Raw genomic sequence first — 17,398 nt, 5'->3', positions numbered from 1 at the left:
TCTTTATTTAAAGATATAGTCTACCGCCGCCACGCCGAGCACCAGCTTGTAGACGATGTCGATGATGTCCGTGGTATTGCGCATCGCCGGCTGGAACATCAGTTTTTCCGGAACGACGATAAAGTCTCCGTCCTCGACCTTTTGCGCACGTTTCCCGGCGAAGGCCCTGACGGTAGAGCCGTCCGCCTTCATTATGTAGGTACGTTTGGCGTTGGCCGAGGCTGAATAGCCGCCCGCCATTCTGATGTATTCGCTGATCGGCTGTCCGGTGCGGAATACGAAGGTGGACTGTGCGGTAACGGAACCGATGACCTGTACGGTGCCCGGCGTGACCGGTATATGGAGACGGTCGCCGTCCTGCAGGACAATATCGTAGGGGCTGCCCTTTATCAGCTTGTAGTCAGGCGGTATCTGCATAATGACGCGCCCGGTCGCTTTCAGGCTGCGAAGCGCCGTCATCAGCCGGTCCTTTTGCGTAACCTCCGCCTGGGCGAAGGTCACGTCTTTGGTTGTTGTCGCGGTGGATACGGCCTGGTTGGCGGCGGCGGCCATTTCACGTTCCAGACGCAGGATCATGTCGTCGATGCTTTTCTGCTGCTGGACCCTTACGCTGTCACGGATGAAGACCGCGCCGCGCGGGAAGGCGTCTTCGGTGAAGCCGCCGGCACGCTCGATGAGCGACGACAGCCGCTCCCCCTGTTTGACGGCATAGCTGCCGGGGTAGAGGATGCGCCCCGTTATCCGCGCGCTGCGGTATAGGTTCCAGTCCGGCACGGTGCGGACGAAGATGTAGTCGTCGCGCTGGAGCAGAAAACGCCCTTTGCCGTCGATGGCCTCTCTCAGGTTGACCATCGTGCGCGTCGTCACGGGACCCTGTTCGCTGACCTGAATGCGCGTCAGCTCGCCTTCGGCAGCGGCGGTGTAGAGCAGACCGCCCGCGCGTTTAAGGACGTCACCCAGCGTCGTCGTTCCCGGCTCTATCGCGTATACGCCGGGCTGGATGACGGCTCCCGCGATGCGTATGTTGATCGAGCCGCCCGGCACGGCGAAGATCTTCACGAGGTCTCCGTCCTGCAGTTTCTGTGACGCGGCGTTTTTCTGCGTGAGCTCCGATTCAAAGGCGGTCCGTATCGTATTATCCTTGACGCGTACGATCTGTACCCGCCCTTTGTATGCGCCGGATGTGAGGCCGCCCGCGAGCTTGATTATATCGGCAAGATGTTTTTCATTTTTCGTCAGCTCGTAGACCGCCGGACGCTTGACGTTTCCCGCAACCGAAACGAGATTGCCTACGGTCGGTATAAAGATCACGTCGCCGTCGCACAGCCGCGCGTCGCCCTTACGGCTGCCATGCAGCAGAAGCTCGTAAATATCGAGCGTGGCGATTTTCTTATTGCCGCGTCTTACCTCTATCGCGCGCATAGAGCCGGAAAGCGCCGGGCCTCCTGCCTGCGATAGAATATCGATGAGCGTAGCCATTGAGGATACGGCATAGGCCCCAGGGCGTGACGCGTGTCCCGTTACATATACGTTGATCGTATGCAGCTTACCCATAGAGACGTTGATTTCAAAGTCGTTGAATATTCTCCCGTAAGCGTTATTGACCGCCTTTTCGAGCTCCGCGAAGGTCATCCCCGCCGCGTTGAGCGGCCCGGCCTTGGGAAGCGTCAGAACGCCGTCCCTGTCGACGACCAGGTTAGCCCTGATATCGTCGTATCCCCACAGGGTTATCCGCACCTCGTCTCCCGGCGCGACCACATAGTTGGGGCCTACGGGGGCGTATGTCAGCGTGTTGGCCCGGCGTGAGGCAAAGAAGTCCGCGCCGAAGCGGGCGAGTCTGCCGCGCAGGTTGTCGTACATGGTGCTGCCACTGGCCTCTCTCGGATCGATGGGCGAAGAGATTGACGTAGTGGCGGCCGGCGCTGACGTTGTAGCGGGATTATGCAGCCTTTCCTCCTCCAGTTTTTCATTGACGACGGTTGTCTGCGGTTCCGAGGCAGAGGGGTCTATTGTGGCGGGGAAATCTGTCGTTTGGGGAGTTGCGGAGGTTTTCGCGCCTGTATCGCCGTTAAATATCCCGCTATCCGAAGCTCCTTCGGAGGCGGTTGTGTCTCCGGGGCTGTCCGCCGCTCCTCCCAAACCATGTCCTGTCAGGGCGGCAGCCGCAGCTGCGACTGCGCCGGCATCCGCAGCAACGGAAGCCGCCGGGGCGGCGAGGGTGAAGAGGTAAAAGATGAGAACCAAAGCTGCTATTGTACGTTTTTTCAACATGTCATTCCTCCAGAGCGTATAATTCGTATTTCTATATATAAAATCGACACGGTTTTGTTATAAATGTTTTAACTGTGTGTTAAAATTTCGGTGTATTATTGATGCCGGCGATTAAAAAATCACTTGTCAGTTATAGCTATATCCCTGCGCCATTTCCCGGTGAGGTAATCAACGAAGCCGTATGCCTTAGCCGGTTCTTCCTGCAAAGCCTCGTCTCCCTTCATCTGGAGGCAAAGCCTTTCAATCTGATCGCCGACCTCCTGATACAGCCTCTCCGGCTGAAGCTCTCCGACGAGTGCCTCCGGCGTCTGCCAGGCTCCAGGCATCTTGCCGGCGAATAGCCTGAATGTGGACAGCATGGTAAATTCCTCATCCCAGTAGGTATTGCTCGCGTGGCCGTCATACCAGGCCGACAGCGGCAGATGCAGTATCATTCCGGCGTCGGTAAAGCTTTTGCCTGTCGTCTTTCTGTCCGTATCGGTGTAATAAAATCCGACGCGCGCCGCGTCCCAGTTTCTCACGGCGTCAAGCCGGTATCCTTTGTCTCCGTCGACGAATTTCCCGTAGCGGGCCGTAAGGTCGGCGTTATAGGTTGAGTCGTGATAGCCGCCCTCGATCCACCATGAGAGGTTCCAGCCGTTATCGCCGTTCTGCGGCAGGTAGAGCGTTACATATTCCCTCTTTGAATAATCATAGTAATAATCTCTCTTATATTCCGGGATGCCGCCGAAGGAGTCATATTCGCGTTCTTTGGTCGCGGAGAGGCGGCCTCCAGCCCAAAGGTTTGTCTGCGGAATGTAATACCGGCCCCAGAGGTTTCCGCCGAAATAGTTTTCATCAAGGTATCCGAATTCCCCGAGCGCCCAGAGGTTTTTATCGAATTTATAGAGATAACTCAGGACTACCTTCCAGATGCGCGTCGTGTCGTTCATCTCCGGTTCCCACCAGATCTCCACATTATTGTGCAGCGGCTGGCGTACCTTTAAGTATGCGGACCAGCCCTGCGATGAACGCAGCTGCGCGATCCAGTCGATGTCAGTGCGCGCCATAAAGGGCATTTTGTCGAGCTGTTTGTCTATGCGCGGTTCAAAGGCAAGCGCGGCGCGGATCTCACCCCAGCCGTTTCTGCGGCTCTCGCCGGGGCCGGCCATCACATCCCACTTCGTTCCGGGAGGCGTTCCGTATTTTGTCTTCTCTGCCCAGCTGAAGGAGCGTCGTTCTATGTCGAACGCGCGGAATTTATCCATTCTTATCAGGGACATTTGTTCCTGATTCAGACTTACGCAGGAGACCGGCGCTCCGCGCACCATGACCGCGCAGGTGAATGACTCCGTGTCCCACGGGATATTGCGTGAGGCGGTGATTATCGCGCGCGCGACGGCCTGCGTCTGCGAGGCGTAACCGATATTTTCGAAGGCTGCGTGTATCGTCTTGTCGCCGGCTAAGACGACGACGTTGCGCAGTCCGAAGCCGCGTGCCCCCAGCGTCTCCTGGAGATCGGCGGTCAATTTCCTGATATCGCAGCTGTCCCAGTCTTTGCTGTTGGCCTCGCCCGGTTTTGGCGGGTGCTTCCCGCCGAAGATGGGACGGCTGAGGTCGTAGGCGTAGCTGACGCCGAAACAGAGCTCCTCGCCGCGCTGATAGCTGAGGCTTCCCATCAGCCCGCATTTTGCCTTCAGCACGACGCCGTAGTTAAATTTTGAGTCTGCCTCCTTCGGGTGTATCAATACGCCGCTCACGCGCTCCTTTGTGTAGTCCATAGGGCTGTACTCCGCTTTGAACTCAAGCCATTCCAGCGGACTCCAGGAGAGGCCGCCGTAAAAGCCGTTGTACATATCGCTGCCGTATCCCACCGTGACGGCGGCGTTTTTGTATCTCCAGGTAGCCGCCCCGAAATATCCCTTGCGGAGTTCCGTACCCATAATGTCGATAACTCCGGCGGCCAGCGCTGGACGAAAGCCCTCCTGCTCCGCCAGCAGCAGCTTTAGATCAAGTCCCTTGTCCTTGTAATATCCGAAGGCGTCGGAAACCTTCGCGGCGTCGTTCTCGTATTCCGTAAGGCGCAGATTGAATTCCAGCCAGGGAAAGAGGCCGAGATCCGCCGCGTACGTTCGGTATGGGGAGTAACGGCTGTAATGTATCCATCCGGCGCCGTCTCCGGGGACCTCCGCCGTAGGATATTCCCATAGCCCGGTGAAGCCGGTATTAGAGGGGCTGGCGGCCGCTGCCGCCGCCGCGCTGATAAATATGATAAAAAGGCTATATAAAAGTTTTCGCAATTTTTTCTACTCTCCGCCTTATAGGGATGACCGCGAACGGCTGAAAAATATGCCCCTTCGCCGCGAAGGGGCATATTTCTATATGTTTTGATCAGTGCTCCTGGCGCGTTACTTCCTGCGGAAGTAGAGAAGCGGAAGAGCCGTTAGGAGGACAACGATCGGAAGGGCCGCCGCATTGCAGCCGCTGGAACCGCCGTCGTGGTGACTGACGGCTGTCTCATTGCCGACGAGCACGTTAGCCGCCGAGAAGTGTTTGCTCAGCACTACGTTTTTTACAGTAAGACCGCCGGGCTCGCTCTTAATAGAATATCTTGAATAGAGATCGGCTGCCTCGCCGGTGAGTTGATTCTTATCCTGTATCCAGGCGTAGGCGGGGAGCTCTTTCAGCCCCATAGCCTGTACTGATGGAAGCGCGATATCAATCGTAGCATTTTCATCAGTACCCTCGTGCTTTATATCAAGGGTGAAACCGCCCAGCAGCGAAGGCTTTTTGCCTGTATCGCTGATGAATTTACCGGAGGTTGTTATCGTGGTGAGACCGGTTCCCATAATCGGCTCTGCGTTCTGCACCTCTATCGACCCTGTATCAGGGGCGGCGATTTGAATGTCAGATGAAGCTATCTTTACTTCGACGAACTTTGAGGCGTCCGGCGGCTCCGGCGCTACATGGCCGCCGTGTCCCGCGTCTTCCGCCATTGCGGCTGACGACGACAATACAAATGCTGCACATACATAGACGAGAACTAACAACTTTTTCATCTGGAAATTCCTCCCTAAATTTTTTCCCGATATTTATATAACAGACGGCTAACATTGAGGGTATTCTCGCATTTTTATAACTATCTGTCAATAATTTTTGATAATTTGTTATTAATAATTTCTAACAACTTGTTATTTTTTTATTCCACTCGTATAAATTACGGAGGCGCTGTCATATCGCCCCTCTTTCTTCTGAAAAAAGATATCTATCAGCCTTACCGCAAGCTCTGGGTCGGTAAAGCGCCTCTTCGCGGTGCCGCGCCATTCCCTCATCTTTACCTCGGCCATAAAGGAATGGCGCCTCAGCCAGCCGCGCCAGTAATCCTCCCTCAATAGTTCATATAACAGAGGAATGATGTCGCCGGGGTCTTCCGGCACGACGACGGCAAGAGGTGTGCGCTTGAGCTTCTCGACGGTCATGTGTCCGTCGGAGGCGAGCAGCAGCGTGAGGGCGCGCTGTCTCTCCGGCGGCAGCGGCGCGATGCGCAGGATAAAGGCCGAGTCAAGGTAGGTCAGCTCCCCGAGCGACTCCATCAGCGCGAGGGCGTCTGCGTCTATGCGGCATCTGTGCGCGGCGGCAAATTCTTTAGCCGTCGCCGCCTCCGCTGGAGAAAGGGACGATATCGCTATATAATAGACAAGGCAGATGAAAAGGGCTATTTTATTCATTAATTGGCCTCCTTAAGGTGTAATTGCCGCATTATAGGGAGGTTTTTATTATGAGGTCAATAGCTGCTTGTTAAAATTTCTGTTAAAAATAGGATACGGCGGTGCCTTTATGATGAACAAAGATGTGCTTGAAACGATCAAAACGATGCAGCTGAATGAAGTTACGGAACATGTTATATACGCGCATATGGCGCGTCACGCGGGGAAGGAAAACGCGTCGGTGCTCGCGAAGATTTCCGCGGAGGAGGGAAGGCATGCCGAGATCTGGAGCCGCTACACCGGCTGTATGCCGAAACCCAACGGGCTTAAGATCCTCTTTTACCGTATTTGCGGTCTGCTATTCGGACTTACGTTTGTAATCAACCTTATGGAGACGGGGGAGGAAAAGGCGCAGGTCGAATACGCGCGGATCGCCGAGGACGTGCCGGAGGCGCTCAAGATATACGCGGAGGAGGAGGAACACGAGCGCGAGCTCATCGCGATGGTTGACGACGAGCGGCTCAAGTATATCAGCTCGATGGTGCTCGGGATTAACGACGCGCTCGTTGAGCTGACGGGGGCGCTTGCGGGGTTCACCTTCGCGCTTGGCAACTCCACGGTCATCTGCATGGCCGGTTTTATCACCGGCAGCGCCGCGACGCTGTCAATGGCGGCATCCGAGTATCTCGCGAAAAAGAACGATCCCGGCGAGCACCATCCGCTGAAGGCCGCCGTCTATACGGGCATCGCCTATATGTTCGCGGTCTGCATGCTGCTTGTGCCCTATGCCTTTATCAGCTCGCCGCTTGCCGCGCTCGCCGGCTGTCTCGTCAATGCGGCCATCGTCATCATGCTCTTCACCTTCTATGTATCGGTGGTGCGGAAAGAGCCCTTTACCCCCGCATTCAGGGAGATGATCTGTATCAGCTTTGGTGTTGCGGCGCTATCGTTCCTGATAGGATGGGGAGCTCAGAAAGTACTGGGGATCTCCATGTAACTTACCGTAAATCGGCGTTTATAAAAATCGGCGCGAATAAGCACCGTATGCGTCATAAGCTGGCCCCTAAGTGTCCTCGCCGTATGAACAATACGGCTCCGGTACTTAGGGGCCGGCTTATTTAGCCTACGGCACTTCTTCGCGCCGATTTTCCTGTTGTCATGTGAAATTCGCAAAACCTATTTACATTTTTTATAGAAAAGAGATAAATAGCGGTTAGCCTCTTTGATATAAAAACACCCCCGCTGCGAAAGAGCGGGGGTGTTGGTTGTTCGGAAAAGGGACGCTTACTTCGCGGCTTTCTTTTCTGTGATGTATTTGTCGATCGCCACGGCGGCGTCTTTGCCGGCGCCCATCGCGAGGATGACGGTGGCCGCGCCGGTGACGATGTCACCACCCGCGAATACGCCGGGAACGGAGGTAGCGCCGGTCTTTTCGTCGGCTTCGATGTAGCCCCACTTGTTGAGCTTCATCTCGGGGAAGGTCGAGAGCAGGACTTTGTTGGAGCCCTGTCCGATCGCCTCGATGGCGCAGTCGGCCTCGATGAAGAACTCGCTGCCCTCGACGGGAACGGGGCGGCGTCTGCCGGAGGCGTCGGGCTCGCCGAGCTCCATTTTGATGCATTTGACGCCCTTAAGCTGTCCATTGCCGTCGTCGACATATTCGGTCGGGTTGGTGAGCCAGTTGAAGATGATGCCCTCTTCAACGGCGTGGTGGTATTCTTCGATACGCGCGGGGAGTTCGGCGAGCGAACGGCGGTAGACTACCGTAACCTCTTCGGCGCCAAGGCGCTTCGCGGAGCGGGCGGCATCCATCGCGACGTTGCCGCCGCCGATGACGACTACCTTATTCGCCTTTTTTGCGGGGGTGTCGAATTTCGGGAACTCATAGCCGTGCATGAGGTTGATTCTTGTGAGGTACTCGGAGGCGGAGTATACGCCGTTGAGCGTGGTGCCGGGGACGCCCTGGAAGTGAGGCGCGCCCGCGCCGACCGCGATGTAACAGGCGTCATATTCTTCCATGATCTCCTGCATGGTGATCGTCTTGCCGACGACGACGTTGCATTCGATATCTACGCCGAGCTTCTGCATCGCCTCGATCTCCATCTTGACGATCTTCTTGGGGAGACGGAATTCGGGGATGCCGTAGATGAGGACGCCGCCGGCCGCGTGAAGGGCTTCGAATATCTTTACTTCGTAGCCCATCTTCGCGAGGTCGCCAGCGACGGTGAGGCTTGAGGGGCCGGAGCCGACTACCGCGACTTTGCCCTTCTTTTCGCCCTCGTAGGCCTTGGGAGCCATATTTTCCTGTGCGTATTTCCAGTCGGCGACGAGGCGCTCAAGCTTGCCGATGGCGACAGGCTCAAAGTCCTTCATCTTACCGACGGTGCAGAGGCCTTCGCACTGTGATTCCTGCGGGCAGACGCGTCCGCAGACGGCGGGAAGGTTCGTGTATTTATCCATTACTTCGGCGGCGCCGGCCATATCGCCCTCTTTGACGCACTTGATGAAGGCGGGGATGTCGATCTTGACGGGGCAGCCCGCGATGCAGGGCTTCGTTTTGCACTGGAGGCAGCGTCCGGCCTCAAGCTGTCCCTCTTCAAGGCTATAGCCGAGGCAAACTTCACCGAAATTGCCTTTACGTACCTCAGGATCCTGTTCTTTAATGGGGGTCTTCCACTTTGAGAATGTTACAGCCATGTCGGTTCACCTACTTCTGCTTCATATTTTTCCATGGAAATTTTTTCTTCGTCTTTATACTGGCGGAGGCGGCTCATGAACTCGTCCCAGTTGACCTTGTGCCCGTCGAATTCGGGGCCGTCGACGCAGGCAAAGAATATCTTGCCATCGACCGTCACGCGGCAACAGCCGCACATGCCGGTCCCGTCGACCATCAGCGGGTTAAGCGAAACCCAGATGGGAAGGCCGAGTTCTTTGGCGGCCTTGGTGCCGAACTTCATCATGATGGAGGGGCCGATGCACCAGCAGCGGTCGATCTTTTCGCCGCGCTCGACTACCATCTTCATAGCCTCGGTAACGACGCCCTTCATACCCTCGGAGCCGTCGTCGGTGGTGATGATCAGTTCGTCGGAGTATTTGCGGCACTCGTCCTTCATGATCACGAGGTCCGAGGTGCGTCCGCCGAGGATGGTGATGACCTTGTTGCCTGCGAGTTTCAGGGATTTGATGATGGGAAAGAGGGCAGCTATGCCGACGCCGCCGCCGACCATGAGCACCGTGCCGTAGTTCTCGATCTCGCTGGGAGTGCCGAGAGGGCCGGAGATGTCCTGGATGCAGTCCCCGACGCCGAGTCCGGACATGAGAGCCGTCGTCTTGCCTACAACCTGGAAGATGAGGCGGATAAGCCCCTTCTCGCTGTCGTAATCGGCGATTGTGAGGGGGATTCTCTCTCCCGAGTCGTCGACGCGGAGAACGACGAACTGGCCCGCCTTCGCGTGATTCGCGATGCGCGGAGCTTCGACCCAGATGTCGAATTCTTTCGGCGCAAGCTTTTGCTTTGATACGATTTTGAACATGATGTACCTCCTCTAAGAATGTAAGAGCAATTTATGCCTCGTTTCCCAATTTACGCAAACTGGCTATAAATTTAACGCAATTTCGTAAATAATGCAATGTGCCTAAGCATAAAAGGGCAAACCAACCGTAAAAGAATTTTTGGAGGAATGGTACGGACGCTAAAAGGAAGGTTTTTTGCGAAAAAACATCTGTCTTTTATGCGGGGGACTATTTAGAGTTTATGGGGTATAATATAATAAGTGAAACGATTTTAAAATAACTTTAAGGAGCGGTGATATAAATATGGAAGTAAAGGTATACACGTCACAGACCTGACCGTGGTGCACTAAGGTCAAGGAGTTCCTTGACAATCTTAAGGTGGCATATACGACCGTGGACGTCTCTGCAGACCGGGCGGCGGCGATGGAGCTTGTAAAAAAGACGAAACAGATGGGCGTGCCGGTCACCCTCATCGGCGATAGGTTCGTCGTCGGCTATAACCCCGGAGAGCTGGAGGCGGCCCTCAAGGAAAATAACCTGATTTCCTGAAAACCTGACGCCGTTTACACTCTTTAGAGGCGGACGGAGAGTGAAAAAAAGAGAGATTGGGTATATTATAGTGACGGCGGGCCTGGAGCCAGCCGTCGCTATTTTTTTGTTGTTCACATTCATGCAGAAGGCCGGTGTTTTCGATGAAGAAAATTTCATTTTCATTTGGCGCATCATTGGGCGGGAGCACAACGACATTTACTGAACTGAAAGAGAGTTTTGGCGCGGCGGCGTTGGCCGCGCAGCGATGGCTCGCGGAGACGCCCTCCTGTACCGAGGGACACGGCTGGCTGGCGCTGCCGGATTCCCCGGTCGAAGAGATAGAGGAGACGGCGGCATGGCTTGCGGGCTACGACAGCGTGATACAGGTAGGCATCGGCGGCTCCGCTCTGGGAAACCTGATGCTGAATCAGGCGCTTTTGGACGGTTTTTACAATGAGAGCACGCCGGGGCCGAAGTTTTATCTCGCGGATAATCCCGATCCTGATAAGACGCTCTCAATATGGGAGCGCGTAAAGGAGGGGCGCGTCGCGCTCGTCGGCGTCAGTAAATCGGGCGCCACCGCAGAGACGATGACGCAGTTCCTCTGGTACCGCAGCGAGCTGCTTAAAAAGGGGCAAAGTGACGCCGACATCCTCGTGATCACCGACCCGGAAAAGGGGATATTCCGTGCCTTCGCGAACGGCTCCGACTGCCGCGTGATGGAGCTTCCCGCCTCCGTCGGCGGACGTTACTCCGTGCTTTGTCCCGCGGGGCTTGTCACCGCCGCTGCGCTCGGCATCGACGCTCCCGCGTTGCTCAAAGGAGCCGCCGCGATGAGGGATTTTTTAACCGCGGAGAAAGATTTTGATAAAAATCCCGCGCTGAAGCTTGGCGCGATCCATCTGCTGCACGAGAGGGAGGGACGCCCGATGTCCGTCCTTATGCCCTATTCAAGCAAGATGGCCTACTTCGCGGAGTGGTACGCTCAGCTCTGGGCCGAGAGCCTCGGCAAAAATGGACTCGGGACGACGCCGGTGCGCGCGCTCGGCGCAATAGACCAGCATTCGCAGGTGCAGCTCTACACCGAGGGCCCCGACGACAAGTTTTTCACTTTGATATGCGCAGAGGGTCACGGCGTGGAACTTTCAGTGCCGGCTATAGAGCACGAGGCCCTTTCGCCGCTCAAGTATCTTGATGGGCAGGGAATCGGCGCGATGCTGAACCTCGAGGCGAAGAGCACCGCGGCGGCGATCGTGAAGTCCGGCCATCCGCTCGTCTGGCTGGAGCTTGAAAAGCTCGACGCGGAGACCGTCGGGGCGCTGGTCTTTTTCTACGAATATCTGACGGCGCTCACGGGACGCATGATGGGCATCAATCCCTTCGACCAGCCCGGCGTCGAGCAGGGTAAGAAATATACTTACGGCCTTATGGGCCGCGCGGGCTATGAAAAGGACGCCGAAGAGGTAGGCGAGTGGTTCCGAAAGATCGCCGCTGAGAGGATCGAGGCGCTTTAATTCCAGACTTGACTGATAGAAAACAGGCGGGCCGCTTCCTTATGGATTGAGGAAGCGGGCCTTTTTATGAAAGTAACTCCTACTCCGATATCCTCAGTTTGATGAAGTCTCCCGTGAGGTTCCAGCTCTTTTCGATGATGTTGTCGGTCTCTCCCGGCTGCATCCAGGGGAGCATATTTGCCATGCCAAAGGCGTCTATTACCGCGATGAACCGTTCTCCGCTGTCATTTATGTAGAGATATACGCCCTCGGGCTGTTGTTTTGCCATGTTGAGAAGCCTCCAAATTTCCACAAGAGATATTATAATAATTATATTACTACATACCGAAAGCAACGGCTAGTTTGCGAACGGCTTAATTTATGTCCTGCGGGAGGAATGACGGATGAGGCTCAGCACCTTTATATGGCTGGTATTTATTTTACTGACGGTGGCCCCAGGCGTCATCATCCATTTTCTCCGGCGCGGCTCACGCTGATGTCGCCGCTTATCTATTACCTCGCGGCCTTCGGGGCCTATACGGTATTTATCATCCTGCTGACGGGACAGTCCTTTGCCTGGAAGGAGACGAAAAAATCCTTCTATCTGGGCGACATGAAGGTGGCGCTGTTTCCGACGCTGGCCACCTTCTGCGCGACGTGGATGAGTCCGCTCTCGCTCGTAGGCTTCGGCATTTGGTTTTACCGTTCCGGTTATGTCGCCTTCTGGGCTTCGGTCAACGGCTGGATGATCGGCCTGCTGTTTTTCCCCTTTGTAGTAAAACGTCTGCGGGCGGCGCGCGTCACCTCTCTGCCCGAGTGGCTTGAAAAGCGCTACGGAGACGTGCGCGTGCGCAGGCTCGTTGCGCTGACGATGATTTTTCTCTATGTCGTCTATCTGGTCATTCAGTTCCGCGCCTTCGGCGTCGTCGTTTCGTATATGCTTGAGATACCGCAGGGGTTCGCGGCGACCTCGCTGATCTACCTCTTTGTGCTGTACACGACCTTTGGCGGCTATCTCTCCGTCGTGCGCAGCGATATGCTCAACCTGCTGCTGATAATCCTCGGCGTGACCGTAGCCGCCTGGTTCTGCCTGCCGGAGGGCTTCAGCTTTACCGCCGCCCGTGAGGTGTTCCGCGCCGAAAGCGCGGAGCTTTCCCTGAATAGTTTTTCCCTCTCGGAGGTATTTTCCGCCTTCGCGATGATGCTTGTCTGGGGGCTCGGCGTCGCCACCAACCCGCAGTATATGATCAGGATAATCGCCTGCCGCAGCAGGCGCGAGGCTTACGGAATGCTGACGCTCTCTCCCTATGTGGTTGGCTGGATATATCTCTGCCTGACGTTTTTCATCATGGTCTGCCGCCTGAAATATCCGCTTATCGGCGGCCTTGAGGAGACTCTGGCCTTTGCCAAACTTGGGCAGTTTCTTCCGCCTTTTGCCGGAATGCTGCTGCTTGTATGTGTCATCGCGGCGGCGGTGAGCACGGCCAACTCGCAGCTGCTGCTCGCCGCCTGTTCCCTCTGTTATGATCTGCTGCCGCTGAAAAAGGACGAAAGCGAGCTGCGCCCCTTTCAGGAGGAGCGTTTTCTCTTTATCAACCGCATTGCGATAACGGTGATAGCCTCCGTCGCCCTGATGCTGAGCCACGCGGGGCTGCCAGGCTATATAAAGCTGGGGACGATAAGCTGGACGCTCGTCGCGATCGCCTATTTTTATCCGCTCTTCACTCCCGGGCTCATCGTTAAGGAGATACTTTTCGCCGTCCTCAGCCTCGCGATAATGCTCCAGTTCCTCCTTATATTTGGTTTCCATATCGAACCGGAGTATGCGATGCTCATCGTGCTTGTTGGGGAATGGCTGGTCTTTATGGCTGCTAAGTTTGTGAGGTCTAAGAAATGTTTCGCAGGGTAAGTCTTGAAGCCCTGATGAAATGGATATTCCTCCTGCTCGCGCTCTCTATGGTGGTGCTGATGCTTGGAGCGCGCCTGCACCAGAGTTACAGCGACAAGCTTGTCTCTGCCGGCAGGTCGGCGGAGAGGCTGAAGCGCCTGATGAAAGATTATGATCTCAGCTACAGTCCGGAGGTCATGGCGCAGGAGCTAGGTCCCTACTGGCGCGGTACCTCCGCCGGTGAGGTCCCGTCGCTCACCATAGACAGCGGCGGCAAAGAGTATGGTTTTTCCGCCAACACGCAGAGGATTTATGTCGATATGGTGGAGGAGGAGCGTTACCTGATACTGGTCGGGATGCTCGGGCTCATCATCGCCGTAGAACTTGCCGTATTCCTCTCGTATATGCTTACGAGGCCGCTGCGCCGCCTTACATGGATGTGCCGGGAGGTCGCGGGTGGTGTATCGGTAAGGATACCGCAGACGCTCTTTTCTCCCTATGAATTTCACGAGCTTGTCGAGAGCTTCAACAATATGTCCTCTCAGCTTGAACGGTGGCGCGAGGTCCAGCGGCAGGTGAGCCGGATGGACCGGCTGGCGGCGCTTGGCGAGATGATATCCGGGCTTTCCCACGAGATACGCAACCCGCTCGCGAGTATGCGGATACAAACGGATCTGCTGCGCGACGAGATAGACAGGCTGGCCGCCGGTGGAGAGGGGCAGCAGGACGCGGAGGAGGCACGGGAGCAGATCGCTGTTCTCGGCAGCGAGATGGACCGGCTCAACAATATAGTTATGCAGCTTCTTTCATTCGTGAGGCCGCGTCCTACCGTCATTACGCCGGTGAAGCTGGACGACCTTCTGCCGTGGAGCGGGGCGATGCTCGGCTCGCAGGCGCAGAAATATAATGTGCGGCTGGTATTGCAGAGCGCAGCGCAGGATGTCGCCGTCATGGCGGACAGCGAGCTGCTGCGTCAGCTGGTGATGAACCTCGCTCTCAACGCGATGCAGTCGATGTCGCCGCTGAATGGGGAGCGGGAGATGGTGCTGACCGTCGCCATCGGCTACGCCCCGGCGCCGCGCGGCGGGGAGAAGATGGGGATGATAATGGTCTCCGACACGGGACCAGGGATATCCCCCGATATCGAACACAGGATTTTCGACCCCTTTTTTACCACGAAAAAGGAGGGTACGGGGCTTGGCCTCAGTATCGTACAGCGAATAGTGGAGGGGCTCGGCGGCGAGCTTTCGCTTGAGAGCTCGCCGAACGGAACTACATTTAAGATCTATCTGAAATTACAGCACGGAGGAAGAGACGATGAGCATCTGGATAGTTGACGACGAGACCAATCTTGCGGGGGGGCTGAAAAAGGCCTTTGAGAAAAAGGGCTACAGCGTTAAATGTATCCCCACGATACATGAATTGCAGGAGGCGCTCAACACCGAGATACCGTCGCTGGTGTTCCTCGATCAGTGCCTCCCCGACGGAAACGGCCTCGACATGCTGCCGATAATCCTCAAGATCGCGCCTCGCTGCCGTGTGGTGATGATGACGGCCTTCGGCGATTCCAGCCTCGTCGTCAGGGCGATACGCCAGGGAGCCTATAATTATCTTGACAAGCCCTTCCCCCTCGACGCGGCGATGAATATGGTGACGCGTGCCTTTGAATCGATACGGCTGCAGAATCAGGCCGAGGTGATGATGGCCGACGAATCGAATCTGTTGCTCGGCTCCTCTCCCGCGATGGAAAAGGTCAGCGAGACGCTGTCAAAGCTCGCTCCCTACCAGGATGTGACGGTGCTTTTGACGGGAGAGAGCGGTACTGGGAAGGAGGTGGCGGCAAGGATGATCCACCGCGCCTCAAACTGCCAGGGGGAGTTTGTCGCAGTCAACTGCTCGGCGATACCGGAGGCGCTGCTGGAGGCGGAGCTCTTTGGCTACGCCAAGGGGGCCTATACCGGAGCCGACTCAAATAAGCCGGGGCTGATCGAGGTCGCCGACAAGGGTACGCTCTTTCTCGACGAGATCGGCGATCTGCCGCTCTCTCTGCAGACGAAGCTGTTCCGCTTTATCGACCAGCGTACGATAAGGCCGCTGGGGAGCACGAAGGAGAAGAAGATAAGCCTGAAGCTCATCTGCGCCACCTGCCTTGACCTTGAAAAGAAGGTGCGGGAGGAGAGCTTCCGCAAGGACCTCTATTTCCGGATATCGGTGATACCGATAAAACTGCCGCCGCTGCGTGAACGGGGGAAGGATATCCTCGAGCTGGCCTCATATTTCCTCGGCGACTGCTCTAAGAGGATGAACAGGCCTCTGCCCGAGCTTACGGAGGAGGTGCAGGAGGTCTTTCTGAGTTACCCCTGGCCGGGAAATGTGCGCGAGCTGCGGAACATGATCGAGAGGATCCTGATTCTGCGCAGCCAGGCGGATTCACTTGTGCGCCTCGCCGACCTGCCGATGGAGATGCTTGACGCCCACCCGGTCGGCCTGGTCCCCGAAAGCCGCGTCGTCGCCCCCGGCGCGTCGCTCAACGATACGATTGACCGCGTTGAGCGGGAACTCATCACCGCTGCGCTTGCCAAATGCGGCGGTAACCGCACGCAGGCCGCCGCCGAGCTTGGCATCTCGCGCTTTTCCCTGATACGGAGGATGCAGAGGCACGGGCTTGAATGAACTGAGGCTGCTGTCCGGCCTCCGGGGTAAACCCCGGCTTTCGCCAAAGGCCTTTTTGGGCGCTAACCTTCTGCTCGCGCCGGCCGCGGAGCTCACCGATATCTGCCGCGCGCTGGCGGGGGATAACGCGCTGGTGCGGTTTTCGCCGCCCCGTGGTTTTTCCGTAAGAATAGAGGACGCGGAGGATTTCTACGAAAATATCGCCGAAAGGCCGTCGCTGGACGCCGCCCTCTATCCACAGATATGCGGCTGTCCGGGTTTTGCCTTCCTTGAGGGGACAGCGGCTGATCCGGCCTTTTGGAGCTCGCTGCTTGACGAGCGGGGATACCTGAACACCACGCCCGAGGAGGCCGCCTCCATCGCGGGTATCGACGCCGCGGCGGCGGAACGGTTTATAAAGAATTTACAGGATTATGTCGAGCCCGCCGGCCTTTTTGCCGCTGATCTTAAAGAGTCGCTGCTGATACAGCTGCGGCGCGGCAGGTTAGAGGGAGGCGCCGCCTGGCGGCTGCTTACGGAGGGGGAGGCAGTTCTGCTTTCCGGCCGCGCCGCAGAGTGGGGCGGTTCACAGGGTTTGGAAGCCGGTGAAATCGAGGCGGCGCTGGCGCTGCTTCGCAGCCTAGATCCAGCTCCCGGCAGAAACTTCGCGCCGGCGGCCTTTAGCCTTCCGGACATTGAGTTTGTCATTGAGGGAGAAAGGATAACGCCGCGCCTTATCGTTGAAAATATGCCGCGGGTGGAGAACGGTTTTGCGGAGTTCGAGGCCTTTTCGGATGCTTTGCTGCGTGAAAAATGGCTGCGCGGCGAATGGCGGGCGGCAAGAGATACGCTTAAAAAGCTGGGTATGCGCTACCGCACCCTGCTGCGCGCCGCGTTCCACATCGCCTCCGTCCAGCGCGAAAAGGTCATGGCCCCTTCGCGCCCGCCGGAGCCGCTCACATACAAAGAGGCCGCCGCGGCGTTGTCACTGCATACTTCGACGCTCTACCGCGCAATGCAGAATACCTCCTGTCTGATAAGTGGCAGGAGCTACCCGATGAGGATATTTTTCTCCCGGGCCGCGGCGGCGGAAAAAACGGTCAGTATCGCCGCGCTGCGTACGCAGATCTCAACGCTGCGCGCTCAGGGGCTGACGAACCGCGAGATAGGCGAACGGCTCGGACTGCCGACGCGGACGGTAGCCTGGCACAGCGCAAAGATAGGGGCCGCGCGCGGAAGATAAAAACGGCGGCGCTTCTCTTATTGCCCTGTGTATAAACGCCAAACTATCTTACTGCGGAATGCTCGGCAGGCCGCTGTTTTGCGTGATATTCTAGCTGCCGTTAAATTTAGTTAAGGCCGTT

Annotated in this window: 13 protein-coding genes and 1 pseudogene; 7 read left to right on the top strand and 7 right to left on the bottom strand. The window is 56.7% G+C overall.

The features are described from left to right. Window positions 1-3 precede the first annotated feature (3 nt). The 4 genes from BED41_RS08845 to BED41_RS08830 all read right to left on the bottom strand — a co-directional run bounded on the left by BED41_RS08845 (window position 4) and on the right by BED41_RS08830 (window position 5,978). Entirely contained in the window at window positions 4-2,271 is a 2,268-nt protein-coding gene (locus BED41_RS08845) for an SLBB domain-containing protein (RefSeq protein ID WP_084002367.1), read from the bottom strand. Between the two features lie 119 nt (window positions 2,272-2,390). Then, on the bottom strand, window positions 2,391-4,550 hold the full coding sequence (locus BED41_RS08840) for a YjbH domain-containing protein (RefSeq protein WP_066744972.1): 2,160 nt from the start codon (window positions 4,548-4,550) through the stop codon (window positions 2,391-2,393). A gap of 108 nt (window positions 4,551-4,658) precedes the next feature. Beyond that, entirely contained in the window at window positions 4,659-5,309 is a 651-nt protein-coding gene (locus BED41_RS08835; RefSeq protein ID WP_157102312.1) for a hypothetical protein, read from the bottom strand. 132 nt (window positions 5,310-5,441) lie between these two features. Beyond that, the gene (locus tag BED41_RS08830; RefSeq protein WP_066744968.1) at window positions 5,442-5,978 is read right to left on the bottom strand and encodes a hypothetical protein; all 537 of its coding nucleotides are present in this window, start codon (window positions 5,976-5,978) and stop codon (window positions 5,442-5,444) included. A 109-nt stretch (window positions 5,979-6,087) separates the two neighbouring features. Here BED41_RS08830 and BED41_RS08825 point away from each other — a divergent pair, with 109 nt between their 5' ends. After that, window positions 6,088-6,954, top strand: a complete 867-nt coding sequence (locus tag BED41_RS08825; protein WP_229712272.1) for a VIT1/CCC1 transporter family protein — start codon at window positions 6,088-6,090, stop codon at window positions 6,952-6,954. A 287-nt stretch (window positions 6,955-7,241) separates the two neighbouring features. Here BED41_RS08825 and gltA read toward each other — a convergent pair whose 3' ends face one another. Together gltA and BED41_RS08815 are read right to left on the bottom strand one after the other, a co-directional pair. Further along, a complete protein-coding gene (gene gltA / locus BED41_RS08820) occupies window positions 7,242-8,654 on the bottom strand; it encodes an NADPH-dependent glutamate synthase (protein ID WP_066744966.1) in 1,413 nt (470 codons plus the stop codon). Then, window positions 8,645-9,490, bottom strand: coding sequence for a sulfide/dihydroorotate dehydrogenase-like FAD/NAD-binding protein (locus tag BED41_RS08815; protein ID WP_066744961.1), 846 nt, complete (start codon window positions 9,488-9,490; stop codon window positions 8,645-8,647). The genes gltA and BED41_RS08815 overlap by 10 nt, the downstream gene beginning before the upstream one ends. 328 nt (window positions 9,491-9,818) lie before the next feature. Here BED41_RS08815 and BED41_RS08810 point away from each other — a divergent pair. Both BED41_RS08810 and BED41_RS08805 read left to right on the top strand, forming a co-directional pair. Continuing rightward, window positions 9,819-10,019: pseudogene (locus tag BED41_RS08810) on the top strand (glutaredoxin family protein); the annotation flags it as partial. A gap of 143 nt (window positions 10,020-10,162) precedes the next feature. Beyond that, entirely contained in the window at window positions 10,163-11,515 is a 1,353-nt protein-coding gene (locus BED41_RS08805; RefSeq protein WP_066744960.1) for a phosphoglucose isomerase-related protein, read from the top strand. Window positions 11,516-11,594: 79 nt separating this feature from the next. Here BED41_RS08805 and BED41_RS08800 read toward each other — a convergent pair whose 3' ends face one another. Then, a complete protein-coding gene (locus tag BED41_RS08800; protein WP_066744959.1) occupies window positions 11,595-11,783 on the bottom strand; it encodes a hypothetical protein in 189 nt (62 codons plus the stop codon). Between the two features lie 108 nt (window positions 11,784-11,891). Here BED41_RS08800 and BED41_RS08795 point away from each other — a divergent pair, with 108 nt between their 5' ends. From BED41_RS08795 to BED41_RS08780, 4 genes are read left to right on the top strand one after another with little or no spacing between them, the layout of a single operon-like run. Continuing rightward, complete coding sequence (locus BED41_RS08795) at window positions 11,892-13,403, top strand: sodium:solute symporter family protein (RefSeq protein ID WP_084002365.1); 1,512 nt, start codon at window positions 11,892-11,894, stop codon at window positions 13,401-13,403. After that, window positions 13,388-14,719 carry a sensor histidine kinase gene (locus tag BED41_RS08790; RefSeq protein ID WP_066744957.1) on the top strand — a complete coding sequence of 444 codons (1,332 nt, stop codon included), beginning with the start codon at window positions 13,388-13,390 and terminating at the stop codon, window positions 14,717-14,719. The genes BED41_RS08795 and BED41_RS08790 overlap by 16 nt, the downstream gene beginning before the upstream one ends. Then, entirely contained in the window at window positions 14,700-16,055 is a 1,356-nt protein-coding gene (locus tag BED41_RS08785; RefSeq protein ID WP_066744953.1) for a sigma-54-dependent transcriptional regulator, read from the top strand. Before BED41_RS08790 ends, BED41_RS08785 begins: the two co-directional genes overlap by 20 nt. Continuing rightward, entirely contained in the window at window positions 16,048-17,277 is a 1,230-nt protein-coding gene (locus BED41_RS08780; RefSeq protein WP_066744952.1) for an RNA polymerase factor sigma-54, read from the top strand. The genes BED41_RS08785 and BED41_RS08780 overlap by 8 nt, the downstream gene beginning before the upstream one ends. The last annotated feature ends 121 nt before the right edge of the window (window positions 17,278-17,398 follow it).

Origin of the sequence: Cloacibacillus porcorum, assembly GCF_001701045.1 — a bacterium.
Lineage (GTDB): Bacteria > Synergistota > Synergistia > Synergistales > Synergistaceae > Cloacibacillus > Cloacibacillus porcorum.
The sequence above is the reverse complement of the archived record's forward strand: the minus strand, read 5'-3'. Positions and strand labels throughout refer to the sequence as shown.